The 19,267-nt window shown below is 41.0% G+C and carries 18 protein-coding genes and 1 tRNA gene; 10 read left to right on the top strand and 9 right to left on the bottom strand.

The window, feature by feature from the left end; translation table 11 throughout:
* Nucleotides 1–259: 259 nt before the first annotated feature.
* Together AB0756_RS01115 and AB0756_RS01110 are read right to left on the bottom strand one after the other, a co-directional pair.
* Entirely contained in the window at nucleotides 260–1,045 is a 786-nt protein-coding gene (locus AB0756_RS01115) for a Uma2 family endonuclease (protein WP_038077548.1), read from the bottom strand.
* A gap of 40 nt (nucleotides 1,046–1,085) precedes the next feature.
* Nucleotides 1,086–1,622, bottom strand: a complete 537-nt coding sequence (locus AB0756_RS01110) for a hypothetical protein (protein ID WP_038077553.1) — start codon at nucleotides 1,620–1,622, stop codon at nucleotides 1,086–1,088.
* A gap of 344 nt (nucleotides 1,623–1,966) precedes the next feature.
* On the opposite strand from AB0756_RS01110, the gene AB0756_RS01105 reads away from it, so the two are divergent.
* Nucleotides 1,967–2,116 (top strand): hypothetical protein, encoded by a 150-nt coding sequence (locus AB0756_RS01105; protein WP_167844835.1) that lies wholly within the window; start codon nucleotides 1,967–1,969, stop codon nucleotides 2,114–2,116.
* 30 nt (nucleotides 2,117–2,146) lie between these two features.
* On the opposite strand, the gene gltX is transcribed toward AB0756_RS01105, so the two are convergent.
* From gltX to AB0756_RS01075, 6 genes are all read right to left on the bottom strand, one after another.
* Nucleotides 2,147–3,577, bottom strand: coding sequence for a glutamate--tRNA ligase (gltX, locus tag AB0756_RS01100; protein ID WP_038077556.1), 1,431 nt, complete (start codon nucleotides 3,575–3,577; stop codon nucleotides 2,147–2,149).
* 120 nt (nucleotides 3,578–3,697) lie between these two features.
* Nucleotides 3,698–3,771: transfer RNA gene (locus AB0756_RS01095), tRNA-Asp, on the bottom strand.
* 206 nt (nucleotides 3,772–3,977) lie between these two features.
* Nucleotides 3,978–5,594 (bottom strand): protein kinase domain-containing protein, encoded by a 1,617-nt coding sequence (locus AB0756_RS01090; protein ID WP_167844836.1) that lies wholly within the window; start codon nucleotides 5,592–5,594, stop codon nucleotides 3,978–3,980.
* A gap of 79 nt (nucleotides 5,595–5,673) precedes the next feature.
* The gene (locus AB0756_RS01085; protein WP_038073182.1) at nucleotides 5,674–7,257 is read right to left on the bottom strand and encodes a serine/threonine protein kinase; all 1,584 of its coding nucleotides are present in this window, start codon (nucleotides 7,255–7,257) and stop codon (nucleotides 5,674–5,676) included.
* A gap of 668 nt (nucleotides 7,258–7,925) precedes the next feature.
* Entirely contained in the window at nucleotides 7,926–9,110 is a 1,185-nt protein-coding gene (locus AB0756_RS01080; protein ID WP_038073179.1) for an esterase-like activity of phytase family protein, read from the bottom strand.
* A 279-nt stretch (nucleotides 9,111–9,389) separates the two neighbouring features.
* Nucleotides 9,390–10,922, bottom strand: a complete 1,533-nt coding sequence (locus AB0756_RS01075; protein ID WP_038073177.1) for a TM0106 family RecB-like putative nuclease — start codon at nucleotides 10,920–10,922, stop codon at nucleotides 9,390–9,392.
* 107 nt (nucleotides 10,923–11,029) lie between these two features.
* On the opposite strand from AB0756_RS01075, the gene AB0756_RS01070 reads away from it, so the two are divergent.
* From AB0756_RS01070 to AB0756_RS01030, 9 genes are all read left to right on the top strand, one after another.
* Nucleotides 11,030–12,208 (top strand): aminotransferase class V-fold PLP-dependent enzyme, encoded by a 1,179-nt coding sequence (locus AB0756_RS01070; protein ID WP_038073174.1) that lies wholly within the window; start codon nucleotides 11,030–11,032, stop codon nucleotides 12,206–12,208.
* Nucleotides 12,184–13,263 carry a glycosyl transferase gene (locus AB0756_RS01065; protein ID WP_038073171.1) on the top strand — a complete coding sequence of 360 codons (1,080 nt, stop codon included), beginning with the start codon at nucleotides 12,184–12,186 and terminating at the stop codon, nucleotides 13,261–13,263. Before AB0756_RS01070 ends, AB0756_RS01065 begins: the two co-directional genes overlap by 25 nt.
* Nucleotides 13,264–13,359: 96 nt before the next feature.
* Nucleotides 13,360–13,857, top strand: coding sequence for a hypothetical protein (locus AB0756_RS01060; RefSeq protein WP_038073169.1), 498 nt, complete (start codon nucleotides 13,360–13,362; stop codon nucleotides 13,855–13,857).
* Nucleotides 13,854–14,051 carry a hypothetical protein gene (locus tag AB0756_RS01055; protein WP_050045519.1) on the top strand — a complete coding sequence of 66 codons (198 nt, stop codon included), beginning with the start codon at nucleotides 13,854–13,856 and terminating at the stop codon, nucleotides 14,049–14,051. Before AB0756_RS01060 ends, AB0756_RS01055 begins: the two co-directional genes overlap by 4 nt.
* 48 nt (nucleotides 14,052–14,099) lie before the next feature.
* Nucleotides 14,100–14,513, top strand: coding sequence for a secondary thiamine-phosphate synthase enzyme YjbQ (locus AB0756_RS01050; protein ID WP_038073167.1), 414 nt, complete (start codon nucleotides 14,100–14,102; stop codon nucleotides 14,511–14,513).
* 98 nt (nucleotides 14,514–14,611) lie between these two features.
* Entirely contained in the window at nucleotides 14,612–15,424 is an 813-nt protein-coding gene (locus AB0756_RS01045; protein ID WP_038073165.1) for a Nif3-like dinuclear metal center hexameric protein, read from the top strand.
* Between the two features lie 577 nt (nucleotides 15,425–16,001).
* Nucleotides 16,002–16,223, top strand: coding sequence for a hypothetical protein (locus tag AB0756_RS01040; RefSeq protein ID WP_050045518.1), 222 nt, complete (start codon nucleotides 16,002–16,004; stop codon nucleotides 16,221–16,223).
* Nucleotides 16,224–16,746: 523 nt separating this feature from the next.
* Nucleotides 16,747–16,872 carry a hypothetical protein gene (locus AB0756_RS01035; RefSeq protein WP_272900155.1) on the top strand — a complete coding sequence of 42 codons (126 nt, stop codon included), beginning with the start codon at nucleotides 16,747–16,749 and terminating at the stop codon, nucleotides 16,870–16,872.
* Complete coding sequence (locus AB0756_RS01030; protein WP_237266032.1) at nucleotides 16,841–17,101, top strand: DUF6679 family protein; 261 nt, start codon at nucleotides 16,841–16,843, stop codon at nucleotides 17,099–17,101. Before AB0756_RS01035 ends, AB0756_RS01030 begins: the two co-directional genes overlap by 32 nt.
* A 74-nt stretch (nucleotides 17,102–17,175) precedes the next feature.
* Here the strand turns inward: AB0756_RS01030 and AB0756_RS01025 are convergent, their stop codons facing one another.
* The gene (locus AB0756_RS01025; RefSeq protein ID WP_038073162.1) at nucleotides 17,176–18,840 is read right to left on the bottom strand and encodes an MBL fold metallo-hydrolase; all 1,665 of its coding nucleotides are present in this window, start codon (nucleotides 18,838–18,840) and stop codon (nucleotides 17,176–17,178) included.
* Nucleotides 18,841–19,267 lie beyond the last annotated feature (427 nt).

The raw sequence follows: 19,267 nt of genomic DNA, 5'->3' as shown, positions 1-19,267 counted from the left end.
TTGTTTGCCTCTAGATAGTGCAGCAGCCCAAAAATAGAGCTTTTAAATCAATGTTTTTATATTTATGTGCCACAGCTATGGCTTCTGCCCGATTTGGCAAGTTGCTAGAACTGAGACAACATTAATAATCTTAATTAAATTTAACTTAATTTTGTCCCATTGTACTATATCGATTTGGCGTGAAACCACACTTGACTCACGCCATTTTTATGCAAAATCTATATTGAATGCTAAATTCAGGCTCTTAATTTCTTTTTTGTTAAATTTCGTCAGGATTTATTCCTTGCGCTCGGAGAAGTTCAGCTAACTTTGCAGCTCGTTGCTCTGCTTGAGATGCTCGTTGCTCTGCTTGAGATGCCTGTTGCTCGAGTTCCTGAGACGTTAACAAGCGTTCACCGGTTTGGGCATCTTCCATTACAACTCGACTATCTTGAAGCCCAATATACAACCCCACAGTCTCAAACAAAATGCGTCCATCATCATCAGGAGTCAGCGGTAAGTACTGCCCGTCAATTAGGCAATAGCCCAAAACTTCTTCAATGACTTGTTTGCGTTGTCTGCGTCGGTCGAAAATTAAGTATTCCCGTACTCCCGCTTGAGCATACTCTTTTACTTTGGTTTGTCGATCTTCTTTGCGGTAGCGAGGAGAAACAACTTCCACAATCAACCCAGGACGAACTCCTTCTACCGGAACGACAAATTCAGTGCGGATGTCCTCTTTGTTTCGCAGTCCAAACACTACAAAGGTATCGGGACAGTGGTTTCCCAAACCCGGAATCCCCCACTTAACAATTAAATCCCGGAATACTCCCGTTGTGCGATCGCTAGCATAGCGACGGGTCAATATATCCTTAACACCGCCTGCTATATCCTCATGAAAAGTACTGTTGGGCAAGCGGTATCCTTCCTGTGGATGAAGAAACTCTTCTGATGTCAGGGGGATTTTAACATAAATTTCGCTACCATCTGGCTGAGTGACAATTTCATTACGCCAGCCCCGTTCAGCAAATTCCTCTGATAAATCCTGAGATGCTGTAACTGTCATTGTTATCGCTCCCTATTAGTTCTCGAGCGGAGATGACTGTTCACCGCTCGCCAAGATCTGATTTGCTGGTCACTGATTTGCTTGACTGTGTTATGCGTAGCGTGTAAGGAAGATACTTATCTTTTGTATAGGAACCAATCCAAATATTATAGCTTCCAGGCAACCATTCACCGAGAATACCGGGATTTTTGTTTTCAAAATCGTCATTGCACCAAGTCCCTCCAGGACCTTGAATGATTAAAGTCGTATCTTCTGGGCTTTCTACTTGTAATTTTAAGTAGTCAAACTTATTTGTTAGCTCTAGTGTGTGGTCTGGTTTTTCATCAAAAAATCCCGTACACGGTCCTGTGGGAGTTTCTCCCTTCCCCACCAGTTGCTTCCCCGGTATGGAACCGCCGCTCATTCCACGAACTGTCATTGGATCTGGAGAAACTTTTTGACCAATAGTCATATCCCCAAAGATTGGGGGTGGTGTTTCTTGTTGAGCATCTGCTGTCATAGTATTTACTGAGGCGATCGCTATTGTTGCGACTACCAAAGAAATTCTTATTCCTAAATTTATAACTTTTGTCAGCATCTGAATTACACATTTTCTTAAGTAGTTCGAGTGACGTTTATTTTACATAAGAAGTTCCCAATACGAGGGTATGCAACTCACTTCTTTACAAAAAAGTTATAAGAATGTTCCGGATTGTCAGTTCACTAAAAGAAGTACCATATGCTACTCAATCCGCGACTTCTTAAAGGATGCTGTTGGCAAATGATGGGTTTAGTTCCTCCCCTCGTTCCGGTGGCTGCGCCTGAAGAATGCTATTGAAGAGACTCCACCTCCTAATAGGGCGAGCAGAGCCTCGCTCGATACATTCCCAGGTGGAACCACCCTCCGGGTTCACCAGTCCCTAGGGCGCGGGAGACCCGCCTATGGCACGAAAGTGCCACGCTGCGCTATCAGGGCTGGACTCACCAGTTGCCAGGGCGCGGGAAACCCGCCTGCAGCACTGGTCTCACCGCCTACTTTCTCTGGATTCACCGGAACGAGGACGAACAAAGAACTTGCAATCGGAAAAATGAAGTATTTTATTTTATACACTTCATCTTTCTTTAAACTGCTTGAAGCAACCGTGGTTTATCTAAACCAATTTTATTAAGTAGCAACCAGGATTGGATAAGATCTGGACCGTGAAGATCTCCTGTTAAACCAGCTCTAAGAGAACGCATGACCAAACCTTTTTTAACGTTTTGCTCCTTAACGACTTGCTTAATCAGTTCTTGAGCGCTAGCTTCTGTCAACTGCTGATTCTCTAAAGCATTTACAATCCAGGAGAGAGTGGCAGCAGAACCTTCTTGCTTTAATTGTGCCCGTGCTTCCTCGCTAAATTCAACTGTTTCTACAAAAAAGAGTTGAGAAATTGAGACGGCGTCTGTCAGCCGAGTGAGACTCGGACCAATTAAAGTGACTAACTGTTCCAGCCAGGGGCGATCGCGTCCTGCTGTCAATTGGTATCCCGCTTCTTCCCAAAAGGGTATCACCAAATCTGTCAGCTTATCAACAGGCATATTATGAATATATTGACTGTTAATCCAGTCCAATTTTGCCCAATCAAATTTTGCCCCTGCTTTATTGACTCGCTCAAAGCCAAACAATTTGGCTGCTTCCTCTAAGGTGAAAAGTTCTTGAGTTGAGTCTGGGGGAGACCAACCCAATAATGTCATGTAATTTACCAATCCCTCGGACGTAAAGCCCATTTGCTTAAAGTCAAAAATAGATGTGACTCCATCTCGCTTGGAGAGCTTGCGTCCTTCTTGGTTGAGAATCAGGGGTGTATGGGCAAACTCCGGTACTTTAGCGCCGAAAGCTTCATATATGAGTATTTGTTTGGCAGTGTTAGCAATATGGTCTTCGCCTCGAATAACATGGGTGATTTGCATATCCATGTCATCGATCACAACCGCAAAGTTGTACAGAGCTACACCGATATCATCTGCAGCGGCACGAGCAATGACCATATCACCGCCGAGATCGTTCCCCCGCCAAATCATTTTGCCACGGACTAAGTCGTTCCAGACAATTTCGCGATCGTCGTCAATTTTAAATCGAATCACAAAGCTGCGGCCTTCTGCTTTGAAGGCTGCTTCTTGTTCTGGTGTGAGATTGCGGTGACGGTTATCGTAACGGGGTGCTTCTCCTCTGGCTTTCTGTGCTTCTCGCAGCGCTTCTAATTCTTCTGCTGTGGTATAGCAGCGATAAGCCAATCCCTTATCTAAAAGTGTTTTGACTGCTTGTTTGTACATTTCCAAACGATCTGTTTGGAAAAATGGTCCTTCATCCCAGGTCAACCCCAGCCAGCGCAATCCCTCAAGAATATTCTCTGTATATTCGGGACGCGATCGCTCGACATCTGTATCTTCTATCCGCAGGATAAATTGACCGCCATGGTGGCGGGCGAACAACCAATTAAAGACGGCTGTCCTTGCTGTACCAATGTGTAAATTCCCAGTAGGGCTGGGAGCAATACGGACTCTAACAGTCACTGAAATTTCTCTCTTTATCTAACGCACAACTTAGTAGCTTATACCAAGTTATAATAACCGAGTGCCAGTAACCTCTGGCTCTAAACTCACTCTTTACAACTTGTCTTCTTTATGCTTTAACGGGACTGACGGGGCTCGAACCCGCAACTTCCGCCGTGACAGGGCGGTGCTCTAACCAATTGAACTACAGTCCCTTGTTTTTATTCACTTTATTTATTATGCCTAACAGCTAAACTCTTGTCAAGAGATTTTGTATTTTCGATTTTCTATTGAGAAAGCCCTTGTGTGGACTTGGTTTCAAGCAATTCTTTCTAGTTTTAACTGCTTTCCTTACCCGATCCCCACGAACAGTTTACCACAACGCTTGTGATGAAACTTCCTCTTCCCTACTCCCTACTCCCTATTTTCTCGTTGGATCGATAACAGGTGCATCTAATGCGAAGCGATGCAGAATTTGAGGTTGCATCAGTTTGTACTGTTGTTTCAGCAACTCTTTACTTAACGCAACAGCAGAAGAGGGAGGTAAAGACTTACTCTGTTCTGTCCAGTTTTTAAGTAACTGTCTTTGGAGGGTCTCGATATGACAACTAATAACACTTGCACATAAGTAGGGGGCTTCCAAAGTAAAGAAAATCAAAGGATAGCGTTCGCTGTTGGCTAAGGAATACACTATTTTATGGTTTTGGGATTTTTGCATATCCAAATAGCACGGTAGCCATTTTGGTCCCATTTCTTTGTTATGGAGCAGTGTCACCCATAAAAGCATTGGATGGGGAGATCTGACAAAGATAAATTGGTTGTAACGAGTCGAAAACGCATAGCTGTTGATTTGGTGTTTGGGCATCATGAGCAGCAAGGCGCTTATCGTTCCCGAACCAGTATCAACAAGATAGGGAAAAACTATTTCCTGAATTGGTTTATCTTTTGGCCATTTAAGGGTTTTACACGCTTGTTCTACTTCCTGAGTTAATCCAGAAGTGGGGGTAGGAGCGTGAAGCAGTGGAGGGGTGGGGCGGTGGGGTAGCGTGCGCGAGGAAGAAAGAGAAGTGGAGGGGGTGAGGGGGGGAGGGGGTGAGGGGGGGAAGGGGTGAAGGGTTGAGTGTTTTACGTTGTCTCCTATTCCTACGACTTCCAAACTGTCTAAAACTCTAAGAACATCTGTCAGATTTTGAGGGCGATCGCTTGGTGCTTTTGCAAGACAAGCCATAATCAAACTATTCAGTTCTTTTGGTAGTTTTAGGTTGGGCTTTATATCTGTAATGTTGCGCGGTTTTTCAAAGTGATGGGCTTTATACCAAGCACCAAAAAAGTCACTTTCTGGTTGCCAAGGTTTTTCACCCGCTAGCATCTCAAACATCATCACTCCCAAACTGTAAATATCAGAGCGATTATCTAACACATCAGCTTCTAGTTGTTCGGGAGAGCAATAAGGTAAAGTCCCATGAAATCCCTTGGTTGTTGTACGTGTTGAGCTTGCATAATTTAAAAATTTAGCTATACCAAAATCCAGAATTTTTACTAATTGACCCAAAATGGGATCTGGAAGAACCAATATATTTGCTGGCTTAATATCTCTATGTACCAAAGGGTATACTTTCCCATCAATTTCCATCCCATTGTGAGCGCACTGCAAGCCCAAACAAATTTGACGGCAAAGTGGAATAAACATCGGCAAAGACATGGGAATTAAATCCTTTAATGTATTCCCTAACAGGTACTCCATAACGTAAAAGGGTTTCCCAGTCTTACTCACCCCATAATCTGTGACTCTTACGATATTTATGCTTTTCTGACTTAAAGCAGCACAAATACGAGCTTCACGCGCAAAATCCTGTTCCATATTTGGATCTGAAACAGTTTGAGACAAAAACTTAATAGCAACCGGTATCCCTCCTAACAAAACATCATCTGCTAGGAAAACTTCACCCATACCTCCTCTGCCAATAAAATTTTTTAATTTATAACGATTGGCAAGCAACCCTGTATTGGCTGGAGATGCAAATGCGCTCTTACTCACTCTTACAACCTCCGAAACAGACTAAACATAGAACTAGATGATATATTGTATAGTACCCACTTGACGAAAGTGATAGTACTTAACGATATACTAAAAACTGTAAAAATTTCTCAAATAAGTGAAACATCCATTTTTTGACATCTAAGTTTTGTTTTTGTCGATTTATAGCCAATCTTTTCAAGATGTCGGGTTTCATTTTTTCATATTGTAATTTTAATTCATTCTTACTATCATTTCCAAAAGATTCTAAAGTCAATTTTTGAACATTTTCCAACCAATTTATTAACTGTTGACGTTGAGAACTAGAGATTGACAAAGTCATCACATGAGAACAAATAGATGGCTCCTCTAAAGAAAAGAATAGGAGATGATAATAACCACTTTTAGCTAAAATTTCTATTATATTTTGACTTCTATTATCCTTAAAATCTAAACAATAAGATAACCAACGCGTTAACTCAAATTTACCATCGCATAAGACTGTTACCCATAAAAGCATGGGATGTAAATTCTGAGAATAAATAAATTCAGTTCCATTGATTTCATTTAGAAACTTTGTTATCTCTTTCTGAGGTAGCATCGCCCAAAAAGTTGCTACATTGCCTTGCTGAGTTTGGAGAACATGAGGAAAACAAATAGGTGCGATCGGTTTGTTTTTAGGCCAATTTTTCTCCAAACAAATTTTTTCCGACAATGATGTTACGGGTACTAATTGTACTGGAGAAGATTTCTGATTTTTATCTTGTTCGATCTCATCATTTATGTTTCTTTGAATCTTTTCTAAAGTTTCTAAAATTTGATTGATATTTTGAGGACGAGCATTAACATCTTTTGCCAAACAATTCATCACTAGTTTCTTTAATTCAAGTGGTATTTTAAGCTGAGGAACTATCTCCTCAAACGCTGGAGGTGCTTGAAAGCGATGAGCTTGATACCAATTTCCAAAAGATTGAGATGTTGTACTAAACGGGTGTTTTCTCGTAAGCATTTCATACATCAAAACTCCCAAACTGTAAATATCCGAACGTACATCCAGTAGTTTGCGTCCTTCCATATGTTCTGGAGAACAGTAAGGAAGACTTCCAATAAATGAATCTGTAAGCGTTAGTCCGGAGCGCTCTGTTAAAAACTTTGCAATGCCAAAATCAAGAATTTTTACAATTAAGTTAGCCTTCGTATCTTCAGTAATAAATATATTTTCAGGTTTGATATCTCTATGAATAACAGGATAAATATCTCCTTTATAACTCACTCCTTGATGAGCGCATTGCAAACCCAAACAAATTTGATAAGAAATTTCTAAAAAATCTGAAATTGTCAATTTTTTATTTTTTAAAATATCTTTTAAATTTTTTCCTTGAAGATATTCCATTACATAAAATGGTACTTGAGCGTCGGCGATTCCATAACTTAATACACGAACAATATGTTTGCTTTTACGTCCTAATTGAGCACCTATAAAAATTTCCCTAGCAAAACGTTGAGACATTTGTGGATCGCTCAAACTTAAGGATAAAATTTTTACAGCAACTGGCATACCACCTTTTGCTGCATCCTCAGCTAGATAGACTTTACCCATACCGCCTCTACCGATCGCATCTTTAATGAGATAGCGATTGTTTAAAAAATGTCCTATATATCCATCTACATCCGTTTTGGTCATTACCACTTTTTTAACCCTGATTGATTCCTATAAAAATCATATTTTTAACAAAAGAGTCACTTGGAAAATGGCAGAAACTCTCTTAATTAACAATTGTATTTAAAGTAATGTTAGAATTTTTTATAGAAATTCTAAATATAGATAAAAATTGATAAAGATTAAGATAAAAAAAGAATAAATTTTTATAAAATACTCAGTGAATCTTTTAATTAGCATTTGTATTTAACACATTTAGAAAAAAACGCATATAAGAAGATACACGGAAATCAATCATAGAAAAGGCGTAGGAGAGAAGATTGATTGGGAATTGCGTATAACTCTTGTAAAGACCCATTGTTAGAAGGATCTCTATCATCTCTATGTTGTTTTGTATTTCTACGTTTAATAGCTTGAGGCTCTACAGCTAAACAGTAAAAGTACCGAATAATTCACAGTGACTGGTACACAAAGGCAGAAAGAAGCCCGGAGCCAGACGATAGAAGGCGCAAAACCTTGGAGTCAGTAGGCGGGCAGAAAAGTTTCCAACTACGTCACGAAACGTAAAATCTCTAGATTTAACTGTAGTAACGCTGTCTGTGCTTTACACGCCAAGCGGCGAAGGCATGCATCGCAACCAAAAACTAGTATGGGGCGTGCTCTAGTAGCGGGCGTACTTCTGTCTTCATGTACTAGTTACCAAACGCTGAAAATAGATGACGGATAAGTCTAATGATGGGTGCTTCCATTTTTAGCTTGAAGGCTAGTACTTGGGTTTGTTGGAGCGGATTGAAATTGTTGTCGCTGACTAAGATAAGCGATCGCTGTCCATCTGGTAGTTTATCACCAAGGGTGAAACCTTCAATATTATCTAGAGCTAAATCTAGTGTTCTTAAATCAAAGAGAAGTTTTTTCGCAACTGGTTTAATATTGTTAAGGTCAACAGTTGCTAGGCTCTCTATTTTACTAATATCATCAGCACTTTCTATGGAAACTTGGTATATTGCAATAGAAAAACCCAAGCCAGTAAAAGTTCTCTCTAAGCTGAGGAAATTGCCATAATTATCTAGAGCAATGAGATCGGTTAAACCACTATCGAATCTGGGAGAAAGATTAAAAAGAGGTGCTATTGCTTCAGTTTTGTAAAGAAATTCTTTTTCTGGCTTTCTCGTTCTAAGATTGTATTGTAAAATGCGGCAAGGGCTGCTAACTTTTGGTTTAGCTTGTGAACCATCTTGCAAAAGAGCATTTTCAGTTGCACTAAACAAGTATCTCTTATCTGGGGTAATAGTCAGAGACTCAAAAGCTAAATTGTTCCGAATTCCCCTTTTACCACTTTTGTCAGGTAAAAATTTATTTGAAATAGGTAGAGATGTCAGTTCTTGACCGGAAGATATTGAAAATTCTTTAATAAAAGGGTTTATTTGCTGTCTGACATCGCCTTCAGAAGAAACAAATACAGTCTCATTACTGAGAGCAATTCCCTCTGGATCGAGGCTTCCAGTCGGGAAAGTTTGTTTGGCTTCATTTAAGAGTGTAGTGACACCAACAGGAACTACATCTCCATTTTTTAGCAATCCACGACTCAGGTCGATTTTTAATGTATAGAAGCGAGCAGGTGCTTTATCACTGCGGTCATCAGATATAGTGTAAAAAAGTTGCTTTTTGGAATCGTAAGTTATACCTGAAAACCCTCCCATTGGAGTTTTTTGAAAAGAGAAACTTGTTGGAAAACTAGCAGAACCTATAAAATCTATTCCTGTTATCGGAACAAATGGTGCGGGAAAATCGATAAAAAAGATACCTAGAATGAGAATTGGAATAATTAAAAAAAGAATTGTTGGAAATTTAAATAGTTTTTTCAAAAATTGAGTCATGGTTAATTGCTAATGGCTAATAGCTAATGGTTAATAGCTATAAGAATTGTATCTGATTTTACCATATACATAAATGGACTTACCCACCCAAAACTATAGCTGCTTTTATGTGAATTACATCACAATATCTTAAATAATGTCGAAATCCATCACGGTAAATATTCATTATTTAGGTATTGGCATTTACAGAGAACTACTATATAGAGTTCATGAGCCATTCATTCATTAACCCTATCTCCTTACCTCACCATTAGCTATTAGCCATTAGCCATTAGCTCTTTAAAAAAAATCAACCAGCCAATCTTTTACGCTGCGGGTTGCACGACAATCGTCTTCATTGTAACGTTGGATAATTTCTAATAAAGTACGATCGCCTGTTTGCAACCATCGATCGTACCAGTAAATACATTTAGCACCGCTTGCTTCCGAGTCCCGCCATTCAAATCCCAACCAGCGAGCAATGGTTTTCAACGCGTAACTTTCTACTGGTAAAGCTATGTTTTGCGTTAATATCTCATAAACATCAACAAATCGATTCAATACGGGAAATACAGAGCTATAGGGAGTGCGATAAAGTTTGGCTAACCGTTGAACTGTATCAAATTCGTAAATGCAAAAGTGATAAATGGGTGCATCTGGATATTGTTCAACCAAATTTAAAAATTGCTCCCAAATTAATCTTTCATCTTCCTGGCTTTCTGCAAGTAAAGAATAAAATGTTTCTGTATTAGCTTTTCTATCAACAATCAAAACTCCCAACAAGTAATCTAAATGCAGATCGGGTTGTGCTTCAATATCAAAATATATTTCTACTGGCGCTGGGGACAAAAGCTTTTGTAAAGGATAAGTTGTGTTAAAAGGATCTACGTAGCTTCTTTCTGTTTCTTCAATACAAACAGAGTCATTTGAAGTATAAAAATATTCGGGTGTATCTTTTCTTAATGATAAAGTAGGTAAAATAATGGGTCGATTTTCAACTATAGATTGAGCTTGTAAAATCAATTTAGGAGCCACTACACGGTCAAAACCAGGTAGATTTTCTAATTGTGTTGGATGCGTTTTAGCTAAAGATTCTACAGTTGTTATATCTAGTGCTTTTAATTGTTTATAGCGAACAGGTGTGACTCCTGGGAGTAGAGAAAGGTGTTTTTGATTTTGGGCTACTTTATAACAGCTGCTGTACCAAGTGCAAAGACTGCACTTCTGGCGAGAGATAAATACTTCTGGTGGTTCGTCTTGCTCAAGAGTTTGAATCAACTCCTCCACAACTGTTTGCATCTGGGGTTCCCATCTTAAGAGATCGACAGGATAATTCACATCTTTTCCCCGCAAAATTAGCCAAGCTGTTTTCGACTCCACTTGCTGTACTGTCGCTAATACGTAAGCGTGAAATGCTGCTGTAATTTGATATTCCTGTTTGGGGCGTTTACCCAGTTCAACGTTTACCGGAGCATACATCCAATCTCCAAAACGAGACATTCCTGCTTGTTTGAGCAGAATCTCGGGACGGCTGACTAGGGTATACCCTAAGTAATCGCTAGCAGTCAGCACCCCCAGATGAATGCACTCTACTCCTTGCTGCATTAACTCTAACGTCGCAGCTTCACCTGTCTCCCAATCTCCATAACGGTAGTCTGGGCGTTCGTAATTAAATTGTTCCAAAACACTCCGCTTGTGAGCAATTTTGTCTTGTTGCAATTTCAGCAGCAAGTCATTTGCTGGATCTCGCTGACTTCTGTCAGCGCGAAGGTCTAAAAAAGGTCGGCGCTTGCAACGTTGGTATTGCAGCAGTAATTCAGCATTAATTAGCATTCTCCTAGCGTAACAAGAATGAACACATTATGGCATTAAAGCTATGAAGGATGAAGGATAAAGAATGAAGGATAAGATACTAGTGTTTCATACTTTATGCTTCACTAATGAGTACGCTGCATCACCATCGAGAGCAAATCCCAGCTTTATCAAACAAATTCTATTTCAACTACGGCGGTCAAGGACCAATGCCTCAAGCTGCTGTGAATGCTATTACTGAGGCTCAAGCTTACATTCAGCAGGTGGGTCCTTTCGGTACAAAAGTGAATCGCTGGATAGAGGAAGAAACAGAAGCGACTAGAGTCGCGATCGCATCTGAGTTAAATGCACCACCAGAAACTATCACACTGACAGAAGATGTGACAGTTGGTTGCAATATTGCTATGTGGGGTGTTGACTGGCATTCTGGCGACCACCTGTTATTATCTGATTGCGAACACCCTGGTATCATAGCGATCGCAGGGGAAATTAGTCGTAGAGAAGCTGTTGAAGTGACTGTTTGCCCTGTGATGGCAACTTTAAATGGCGGCGATCCCGTCGAGGCGATCGTTCAGCATTTACGCCCAACAACTCGCCTTGTTGTACTCAGTCATGTTCTTTGGAATACCGGTCAAATTTTGCCTCTTGAAAAAATAGCAAAAGTGTGCAACGAGAATAACACCAGAGTGATGATAGATGCCGCTCAATCTGTTGGCTTACTCCCTTTAAATTTAACTGAATTGGGAGCTGATTTTTACGCCTTTACAGGTCATAAGTGGTTGTGCGGACCTGGTGGAGTCGGGGGTTTGTATGTGAAACCGGAAGCAAGAGAAAATCACCATCCCACATTTATTGGTTGGCGTGGGATCGTTGCCAACAATCAAGCTAAACCAGTGGGCTGGTATCCAGACGGGCGGCGCTATGAAGTAGCAACTTCTAATTATCCGTTATATGCAGGTTTAAAAGAGGCAATCTCTTTTCACCAACAATGGGGAACACCAGAAGAACGGTTTCAGCAAATCTGTCATAAGAGTCAGTATCTTTGGCAACGCCTGCAAGGGCTGTCGGAAATAGAATGTTTGCGTACTTCTCCACCAGAAAGTGGTTTAGTCTCTTTTCGCCTGACCCATCACAAGCCTCAAACTAGCCAGCAACTCGTGGAGTTCTTGGAATCTCTGGGATATCTCACCCGAAGAATAGCCGATCCCGACTGCGTGCGTGCTTGTGTGCATTATTTTACCTTAGAATCAGAAATCGATGGGCTAGTAGAAGCGATTCAACGATGGAAAGACCCACTTTATACGTAGCAATTACCAATCACGGTTTTGGTCATGCAACCCGCACTGCATCCGTAGCTGCTACCATTCAAAAGTTATGCCCGGACGTTCTGCTTGTTATGGTGACAACGGCTCCACGGTGGTTGTTAGATTGCTATATCGAAGGCGATTTTATCCAACGTCCCCGTGCTTTAGATTTAGGTGTGGTGCAGGCGGATAGTTTGCAGATGGATAAAGACGCTACTTTGGAAAAATTATTGGAGATCGAGAAAAATAAAAATTCCATCATTGCTTCTGAAGTCAATTTTATTCGCCAAAATAAGGTTCATCTGGTCTTGGCAGACGTTCCCTTTCTTGCATGTGAAATTGCCAAAGCCGCAGGTATACCTTGCTGGACTATCAGTAACTTCGGATGGGACTTTGTTTACAGAGATTGGGGGGGAAGCTTTATCGAAATTGCTGATTGGATAAGCGATTGTTACTCAAAATGCGATCGCTTGTATCGGCTCCCGTTCTACGAACCGATGAGTGCTTTTGGAAATATCATAGATACAGGATTAACAGGTGGTTCTCCCCGTTACACCCCAGAAGAAGTGCGTTCTACTTGGGGAATCACAGCCCCAATAGAAAAAACTATCCTACTGACCTTCGGTGGATTGGGTTTGCAACAAATTCCTTATCACAACCTGCAAAAGTTCCCCGACTGGCAATTTATTATCTTCGATAAATTTGCTCCCCAATTGCCTAACGTAATTCCAGTTCCGGATCGAAAGTACCGTCCCGTAGATTTTATGCCTGTTTGCGGGCGAGTTGTTTCCAAACCGGGTTACAGTACTTTTGCGGAAGCAACCAAATTGGGATTGCCCATTGTTTCAGTGACCCGTGATGATTTTGCGGAAGCGGCTTTTCTGCTTAATGGTATTTCTAGTTACAACTCTCATCAAATCCTGACTCCATCTGAATTTTTCCAAGGAACCTGGGGTTTTCTCAACCAACCACCTCAAGCACCAAAACAATCTCAACCTATCGCCAAGGATGGAAATGAAATTATAGCCAATGCTGTCGTTGATTATTTTCGGGAATAGGGGACAAGGGGGACAAGGGGGACAAGAGAAAAAACTCATCTAAAAATAGAAAACTCAAAATCCAAAATCTAAAATCCACCCATTCCCTGTTTTGTCATGGAACCAAAACATCTATCTTCCCTGACTTTGAGCCTAGCCTCTCAAGACGTGCGCCGAGTTTTGGATAAGCAGAAGGAAGAACGGCAAATTTTGCTAACTCAGACGAATATTTTATTTGTGGCAAATAGCGCATTGTTAAGTGTTCTAACTATTGCCAGATTGCTTTCTGTCTTTAGCTTATTTAGTATTATGGAGGTAGTGTTATTCTCAGTAAACTTTACCTTGCTGGTAAATGCTTTACTACCACGTCAGTTTGTCATCTCACCAAATCCAGAAAACGAACAATTTCTGGAAACATATTTGGTCATGAACCCTGAAGAATATCAATTGCAGATGATAGTTAACTTAGTAGAGACGTATAATGCTAACAAGCAGCCATTGAATGACATTTCTCTATCTTTGTTCTATGCTGCCGGCGTTACTTGGGGACTTGCCTTAGTGGCTTTGCTACACGTGGTAGCTGTGTACTTTATGCCCAATTTACAACGTTTATGAGTTCGTCTCAACAATTTAACGGTGAAGAATCTAAGGTTAGAGGCTTGCGTTTGCCAAAACCCGATCCTGCAAATATTACAGTCTTAACCCCCAACTTACCAAATAAACCTATCCTCCCATGGACTCACTTTGACTCTCCATGGCTAGATAACGAAGTCGAAGAATCAGAAAAAAGGATAAAGGATAAGGAATAAAGGATAAAATTTATCCTTTACATTTCATACTTCACACTTCAGCTGACAATGCCACACTATCAAAAACTACTTAGGGTTTCTACTACTGGGAAATCCTTACACAACATCACCCCTAAAATTGAAGCTATAGTTGCCGAATCAGGAGTTGAGTCAGGTCTGTGTACCTTGTTTTTGCGTCATACTTCAGCAAGTTTGCTAATTCAAGAAAATGCAGATCCAGATGTACTTAAAGATTTGGCAAACTTTATGGCAAAACTTGTGCCAGAATCAGCTCCTTATATCCATGATGCTGAAGGTCCTGATGATATGCCAGCACACATCCGCACAGCTATAACCCATACTTCAGAAAATATACCTATCAATAACGGTCATTTGGTCTTGGGTACTTGGCAAGGAATTTATGTGTGGGAACACAGACAAAGAAGTCATGTCAGAGAATTAGTTGTTCATATTTTTGGATAGTTTAGTTTTTGGTTGTTAGTGGTTAGTTGTTGGTTGTTCTACTAACCACTAACCACTCACTACTAACTACTAATCACTAACTACTAACCAATTGAAAAATGAAAATTACTGAATTAATAACTTGGTTTGAAGAATGGGCAAATCCAGCTTGGCAAGAAAGTTGGGATAATTGCGGTTGGCAAGTTGAGCCTGGGGTGTTGCAGGAAAACGCCCGAGTATTGGTGTGTCTAACACCTACTTTAGCGGTCATGCAAGAAGCGCTTGCTTTACGCAATGCGGGTACCCACGTGAATCTGATTTTTGCTCACCATCCCTTGATTTTTAATCCGCCTAAGTCCCTACGCAGAGGCGATGCTGTCAGTGAAATGGTTCGGTTAGCATTTACTCATAATATTGGGATCTATAGCGCTCATACCAACTTTGACCAGGTTGAGGATGGAACGGCTGATGTTTTGGCTCAAATTTTAGACCTCCAGCAAGTTTCTCCTATTGTCACTACCCAATCGAGTTTGGGATACGGACGTGTGGGAAATCTCAACTCATCCCTCAGTTTAAAGAATTTACTGATAACAATTCAATCTAAACTTACACCCCCTAATTTGATTTTCTCACCAACAGAAGATTTAGAACAACTGATTTCAAGAGTTGCTGTCTTGGGTGGTTCGGGTGCTAGTTTTATTTCGGCAGTTCTTAAAACAGGTGCTCAAGCTTACTTAACTGCTGATTGTAAGTTTCATCAATTTCAAGAAAGTCGCGATCGCAATCTCATTTTAATTGATGCCGGACACTACGCAACAGAACGCCCTGCATGCGATCGTCTAGTACAAAAGTTACAATTCTTAAACGTAGACTGGGTGCAGTTGAGCCATAAAGATGAGGATTTCCGCTTATTTCTTCAATCTACGCCTTAGAAATCTGTGTTTCATTTTTTGCAAACTTTAACTGAAATTTACCATCTCTTGAAAAAACAAGAGTGGTCTTTAGTTTATTATCTATAATAAGTATAGAAATCATAAGTTATTCGTGAAACTCTCTTTTCTCTGTGTCCTCTGCAGTTCAACAGAAATCTATCTCACAAATCAATGACTGGTTGCTCCCTCTACTTTTAAGCTTGGGTTTTGAATAGTGAATAAATTTTTTTCATGCATAAATAATGGTGCAGTGCTGTGTGCGTATCCCAAGGCTACTCTAGACGTAGTAACATAAAAACAGATAATAGCAGTAAAAACTCAGACAAGATAGTATAAATAAATAATTAAAAACTCATAAATCTCACAGGATATGCTGGCAAGAGTGGTGTTCTTTGTGTATAATGATTTCAATAAAAATAAGGTATAATGAGAATGAATAGAACATACAGTTAGTGTGACTTTAATCACAGAAAAAATGCAGAAAAAATCACAAAGATATATAGATTTGCATCAAACCAAAGGAAATTAAAAAAAGCCACAGTGGAGGGACGAACTCACCAACATCTACTCCAATCACATGATCCGCACACTCGTTGAATCTGCTTTCCAGACTGGATGTCTCAGTGTTGAATCTGAAGGTCTCCTTTACCAGGTGCTAACAGCAAGAAGTTATCAATCAAAAGATTTGATAGCCTTATCAGCGCTATATGACGCAGTTCGTGTTGGTCAGATTAAACGAGAATCATCTTCACGCAAAGCTATGCCTTTAGAGTTTCTCGTATACAATCCAGTCGGCTAATTTTGCCTGAAAGATGAGTTGGTGGTGAATGGTTGAGAATAGGAAACACGATTCGGATTGGGTAGCAAGTAAAAAAAAAGAACTATTCAATATGTTGTTTGGTGAAAAGACGTGAAGGTCACAAGAGAATAAGCTAAGATCGAGTATATAGGGGTAAAAGTAAAGCAAAGTCCCTAGAGTTACTAAGGATGCCAATGATTACAAGTGGGCAACTAAAGCAACCGCAATTACCTTTTGTTGTGGAGTATATTTTATTACATAATGGTAAAGAGGGCTCACCGGAGTCTTTTAATCCGGTCGGGGTAAATCCGGAATTATGTGACTTCATTTGAAGTAAACATTTTTTGAATCACCCCGACTAGGATTGAGTTTAGCTGGTACAGTTACAGCAAACTTTATGACCCAAAAAAGCCCACATAGCTAAAAAACTACAAATCAGCCTTTGGCTTGGGTCAGGACAGACGCCTCAATTGGGAACGTTGTACGAACCTAAAGAAGGCGTCACACACTCGGGAAAACCCAAATGTTGACAGATTTAACTAGATTTAAAAAGGCAGAAGCAATAGATGCTACACCGCAAGATTTATCAGCTTTGTTGCGATGGGCGGGAGGTATGCGTGTTCTTGCGGGACCAGCAACGCTGGATTGAACGCGCCCGTATCATCGATATTGAGGGAGATTTAGTCACCCTCCGTTATGAAACAGAAGAAGAAGACGAAGTATGCTCTTGGGAAGAAATGGTTCGCCTTGAAAGCATTGGTGCTGTCACTCAAAAACTAGCATCAGTCCCCCGTGGCAATGTCGAACCTCTTTTAACAGAAGACTGTCCTGAAGCAGAACGCATCCGCAATCGCTTTACTGATTCAAATCCAGATTAGCTAATGGCTAATAGCTAATAGCTAATGGTTAAGAGCTAATTGCTAATGGATTTTTAGCAATTAGCAATTAGCTCTTAACCATCATTATTTCGTTCAAAGGCAGGGCAATAACCTTCAAGAGTTACCTTGAAGTTGTATAACGGGGACGAGGGGTTCCAACACCTTTGTCCCCTTTGGTGTCGGCATGTACCGCAACAGTCTACATCAGACCATGCAGGACGATCGCTATTTTGATTGAGAAGTTCTCTTTGTGTTAGCCCCCGCAACACAAGTTCTTCTCCTTGCCAACGGGCTTCGATTAAACCCGTGTCGGCAAATTGTCGCCAACGAGGATCGGCTGCGATCGCATCGGGAAGGGTTATGGTAACAACAGATGCTAGTTCAGTCAGTTCGCCTTCATAATTGGTTTCTGGAGGTGCAGGTTGTAAAAAAGTTTCGCCAATGGGTAACTCTACCAAAATTCCTGCATTTGGCGAATGGAGATGGTATCGGTTTTGTAACTCTTCTAAACTGGTCAAATCAGCTAGGTATGCGGTGGAACCGTGGACAAAAACAACGTGTTGGGGTCGCAAATTGTGAATGAGTTGGGTCGTACCGGGACCATCACTGTGTTGGGCGAGCAGGTAAGTTTCTATATTGGTGATTTCGGCGAATCTGTTATCTATTTTTATGTTGGCTTTTTCTGGAAATAGAGTTAACCAAGGACCTGTTCCTGGAACGCAGTACTCGTGTAAATCGGCATCAGCGTCAGTCAGGATAATACAAGGTAACTGACCGATCTCAGAACGCTGTTCGGATCGCACTCGGCGCACGCGAGGACGTATTCGTTCATCCCAAAACAGTGGTTGATGGCGAGCAAAGTTTTGGACTGAGGCTGGAAAATACGGTAGAAGTTCCAGGTAAGCATCACATCCAAGAGCGACAGTGCCATCAACCCAAATATCTAAATCCCGTCCCGTAAAATGGTGGTGGCTGCGTAGAAGCATGAGCAATTCTTGACCCAATCCCAAGGTAGAGGTTGGTAGAATTACGGAATGACGATCTGCGATCGCTCGGTTGATTCTTTCGGCTAGTTGGTTCTCTTGGCTGCGGCGGTGAGGATGGCGGGAAGTTCCGTAACTTCCTTCAACAATGAGGACATCTAACTCCAAACCCCGCAATTCCTCCAAACGCAAACCTTCGACCAAGCGGGAGTTAGATAGGAAAAAATCTCCCGTGTACAAAAGTTTGTAGGAACGTTCTGCCGTTGTATACGTCAGAAGAATTGCTACAGCTCCAGGGAGATGACCGGCAGGAAACAATTCTGCTACCAAACCATCTTTAAATTCCACAGGTGAGCGTAGGGGTAATGCCTGACAAAAAGATGGGGTATCCTCAAAATCTTGGTCTAGCCAACTTAGGGGTAGTAATTTACTAGTGACTTCGCTGGCGTATATCGGTAAAAGTGGAAATGTTTTATGAAGTGACAACAACCCCCTCGTATGGTCTGGATGGGCGTGAGTGACGAGTACTAAATCTGCTGGTAGCGGTGTGCTTCCCCGACGCGCTGATTTTTTCAACGATTTTGCCAGGGGAGAGATATCCGTCAAGCCACAATCCAGCAGAATGCGGTGCGGTCCCATCCGCACCAACAAGCAAACACCTTCGTTATCATGATGGACACCATAAGACAAACACTCTAACTCACTCGCTGTACCCCTTGTATCCACCCCAGAGGATAGTGATAGGCGATCGCTCATTTTTGCCTCCCCTCTAATTTCATGTTTTTAGCCAATCGCCAAAAGCCAAATTTGTAGGGGAGGACACTTGCATGGGCTGAGAACCAAAGTAAAGTGTTTGTTCCGGACAGAAACTGTGGAAGGTAAATCCATCCACAGAGAGCCCCTTGCAAGCTCAGTTAGACATCCCCATCGCATTGAAATGGCTTTTACTTGCCTATAGAGTCTATACCAAACTTGCCCTGGGTTTAAAAAAAGTCGGTAATGAAACTTAATCAAATTTTAAGCTTAAGATGGTGAGCGATTGCATTAAGGTGATGGTCAAATTAATGAGCAGAACCGTTGCCATGATAGTTATCTGAGTCATAGAATCCGTTCTTCGTACCAAAGATCAAGCACGAAATTGTGAAAATGACTGTTAAAGCAACTAAAATCAGCTTGACATCCA

This window comes from Tolypothrix campylonemoides VB511288_2 (genome assembly GCF_045999855.1).
In the GTDB taxonomy this organism is placed as follows: domain Bacteria; phylum Cyanobacteriota; class Cyanobacteriia; order Cyanobacteriales; family Nostocaceae; genus Scytonema; species Scytonema bouteillei_A.
This window is presented reverse-complemented; position numbering and strand designations above follow the sequence as displayed.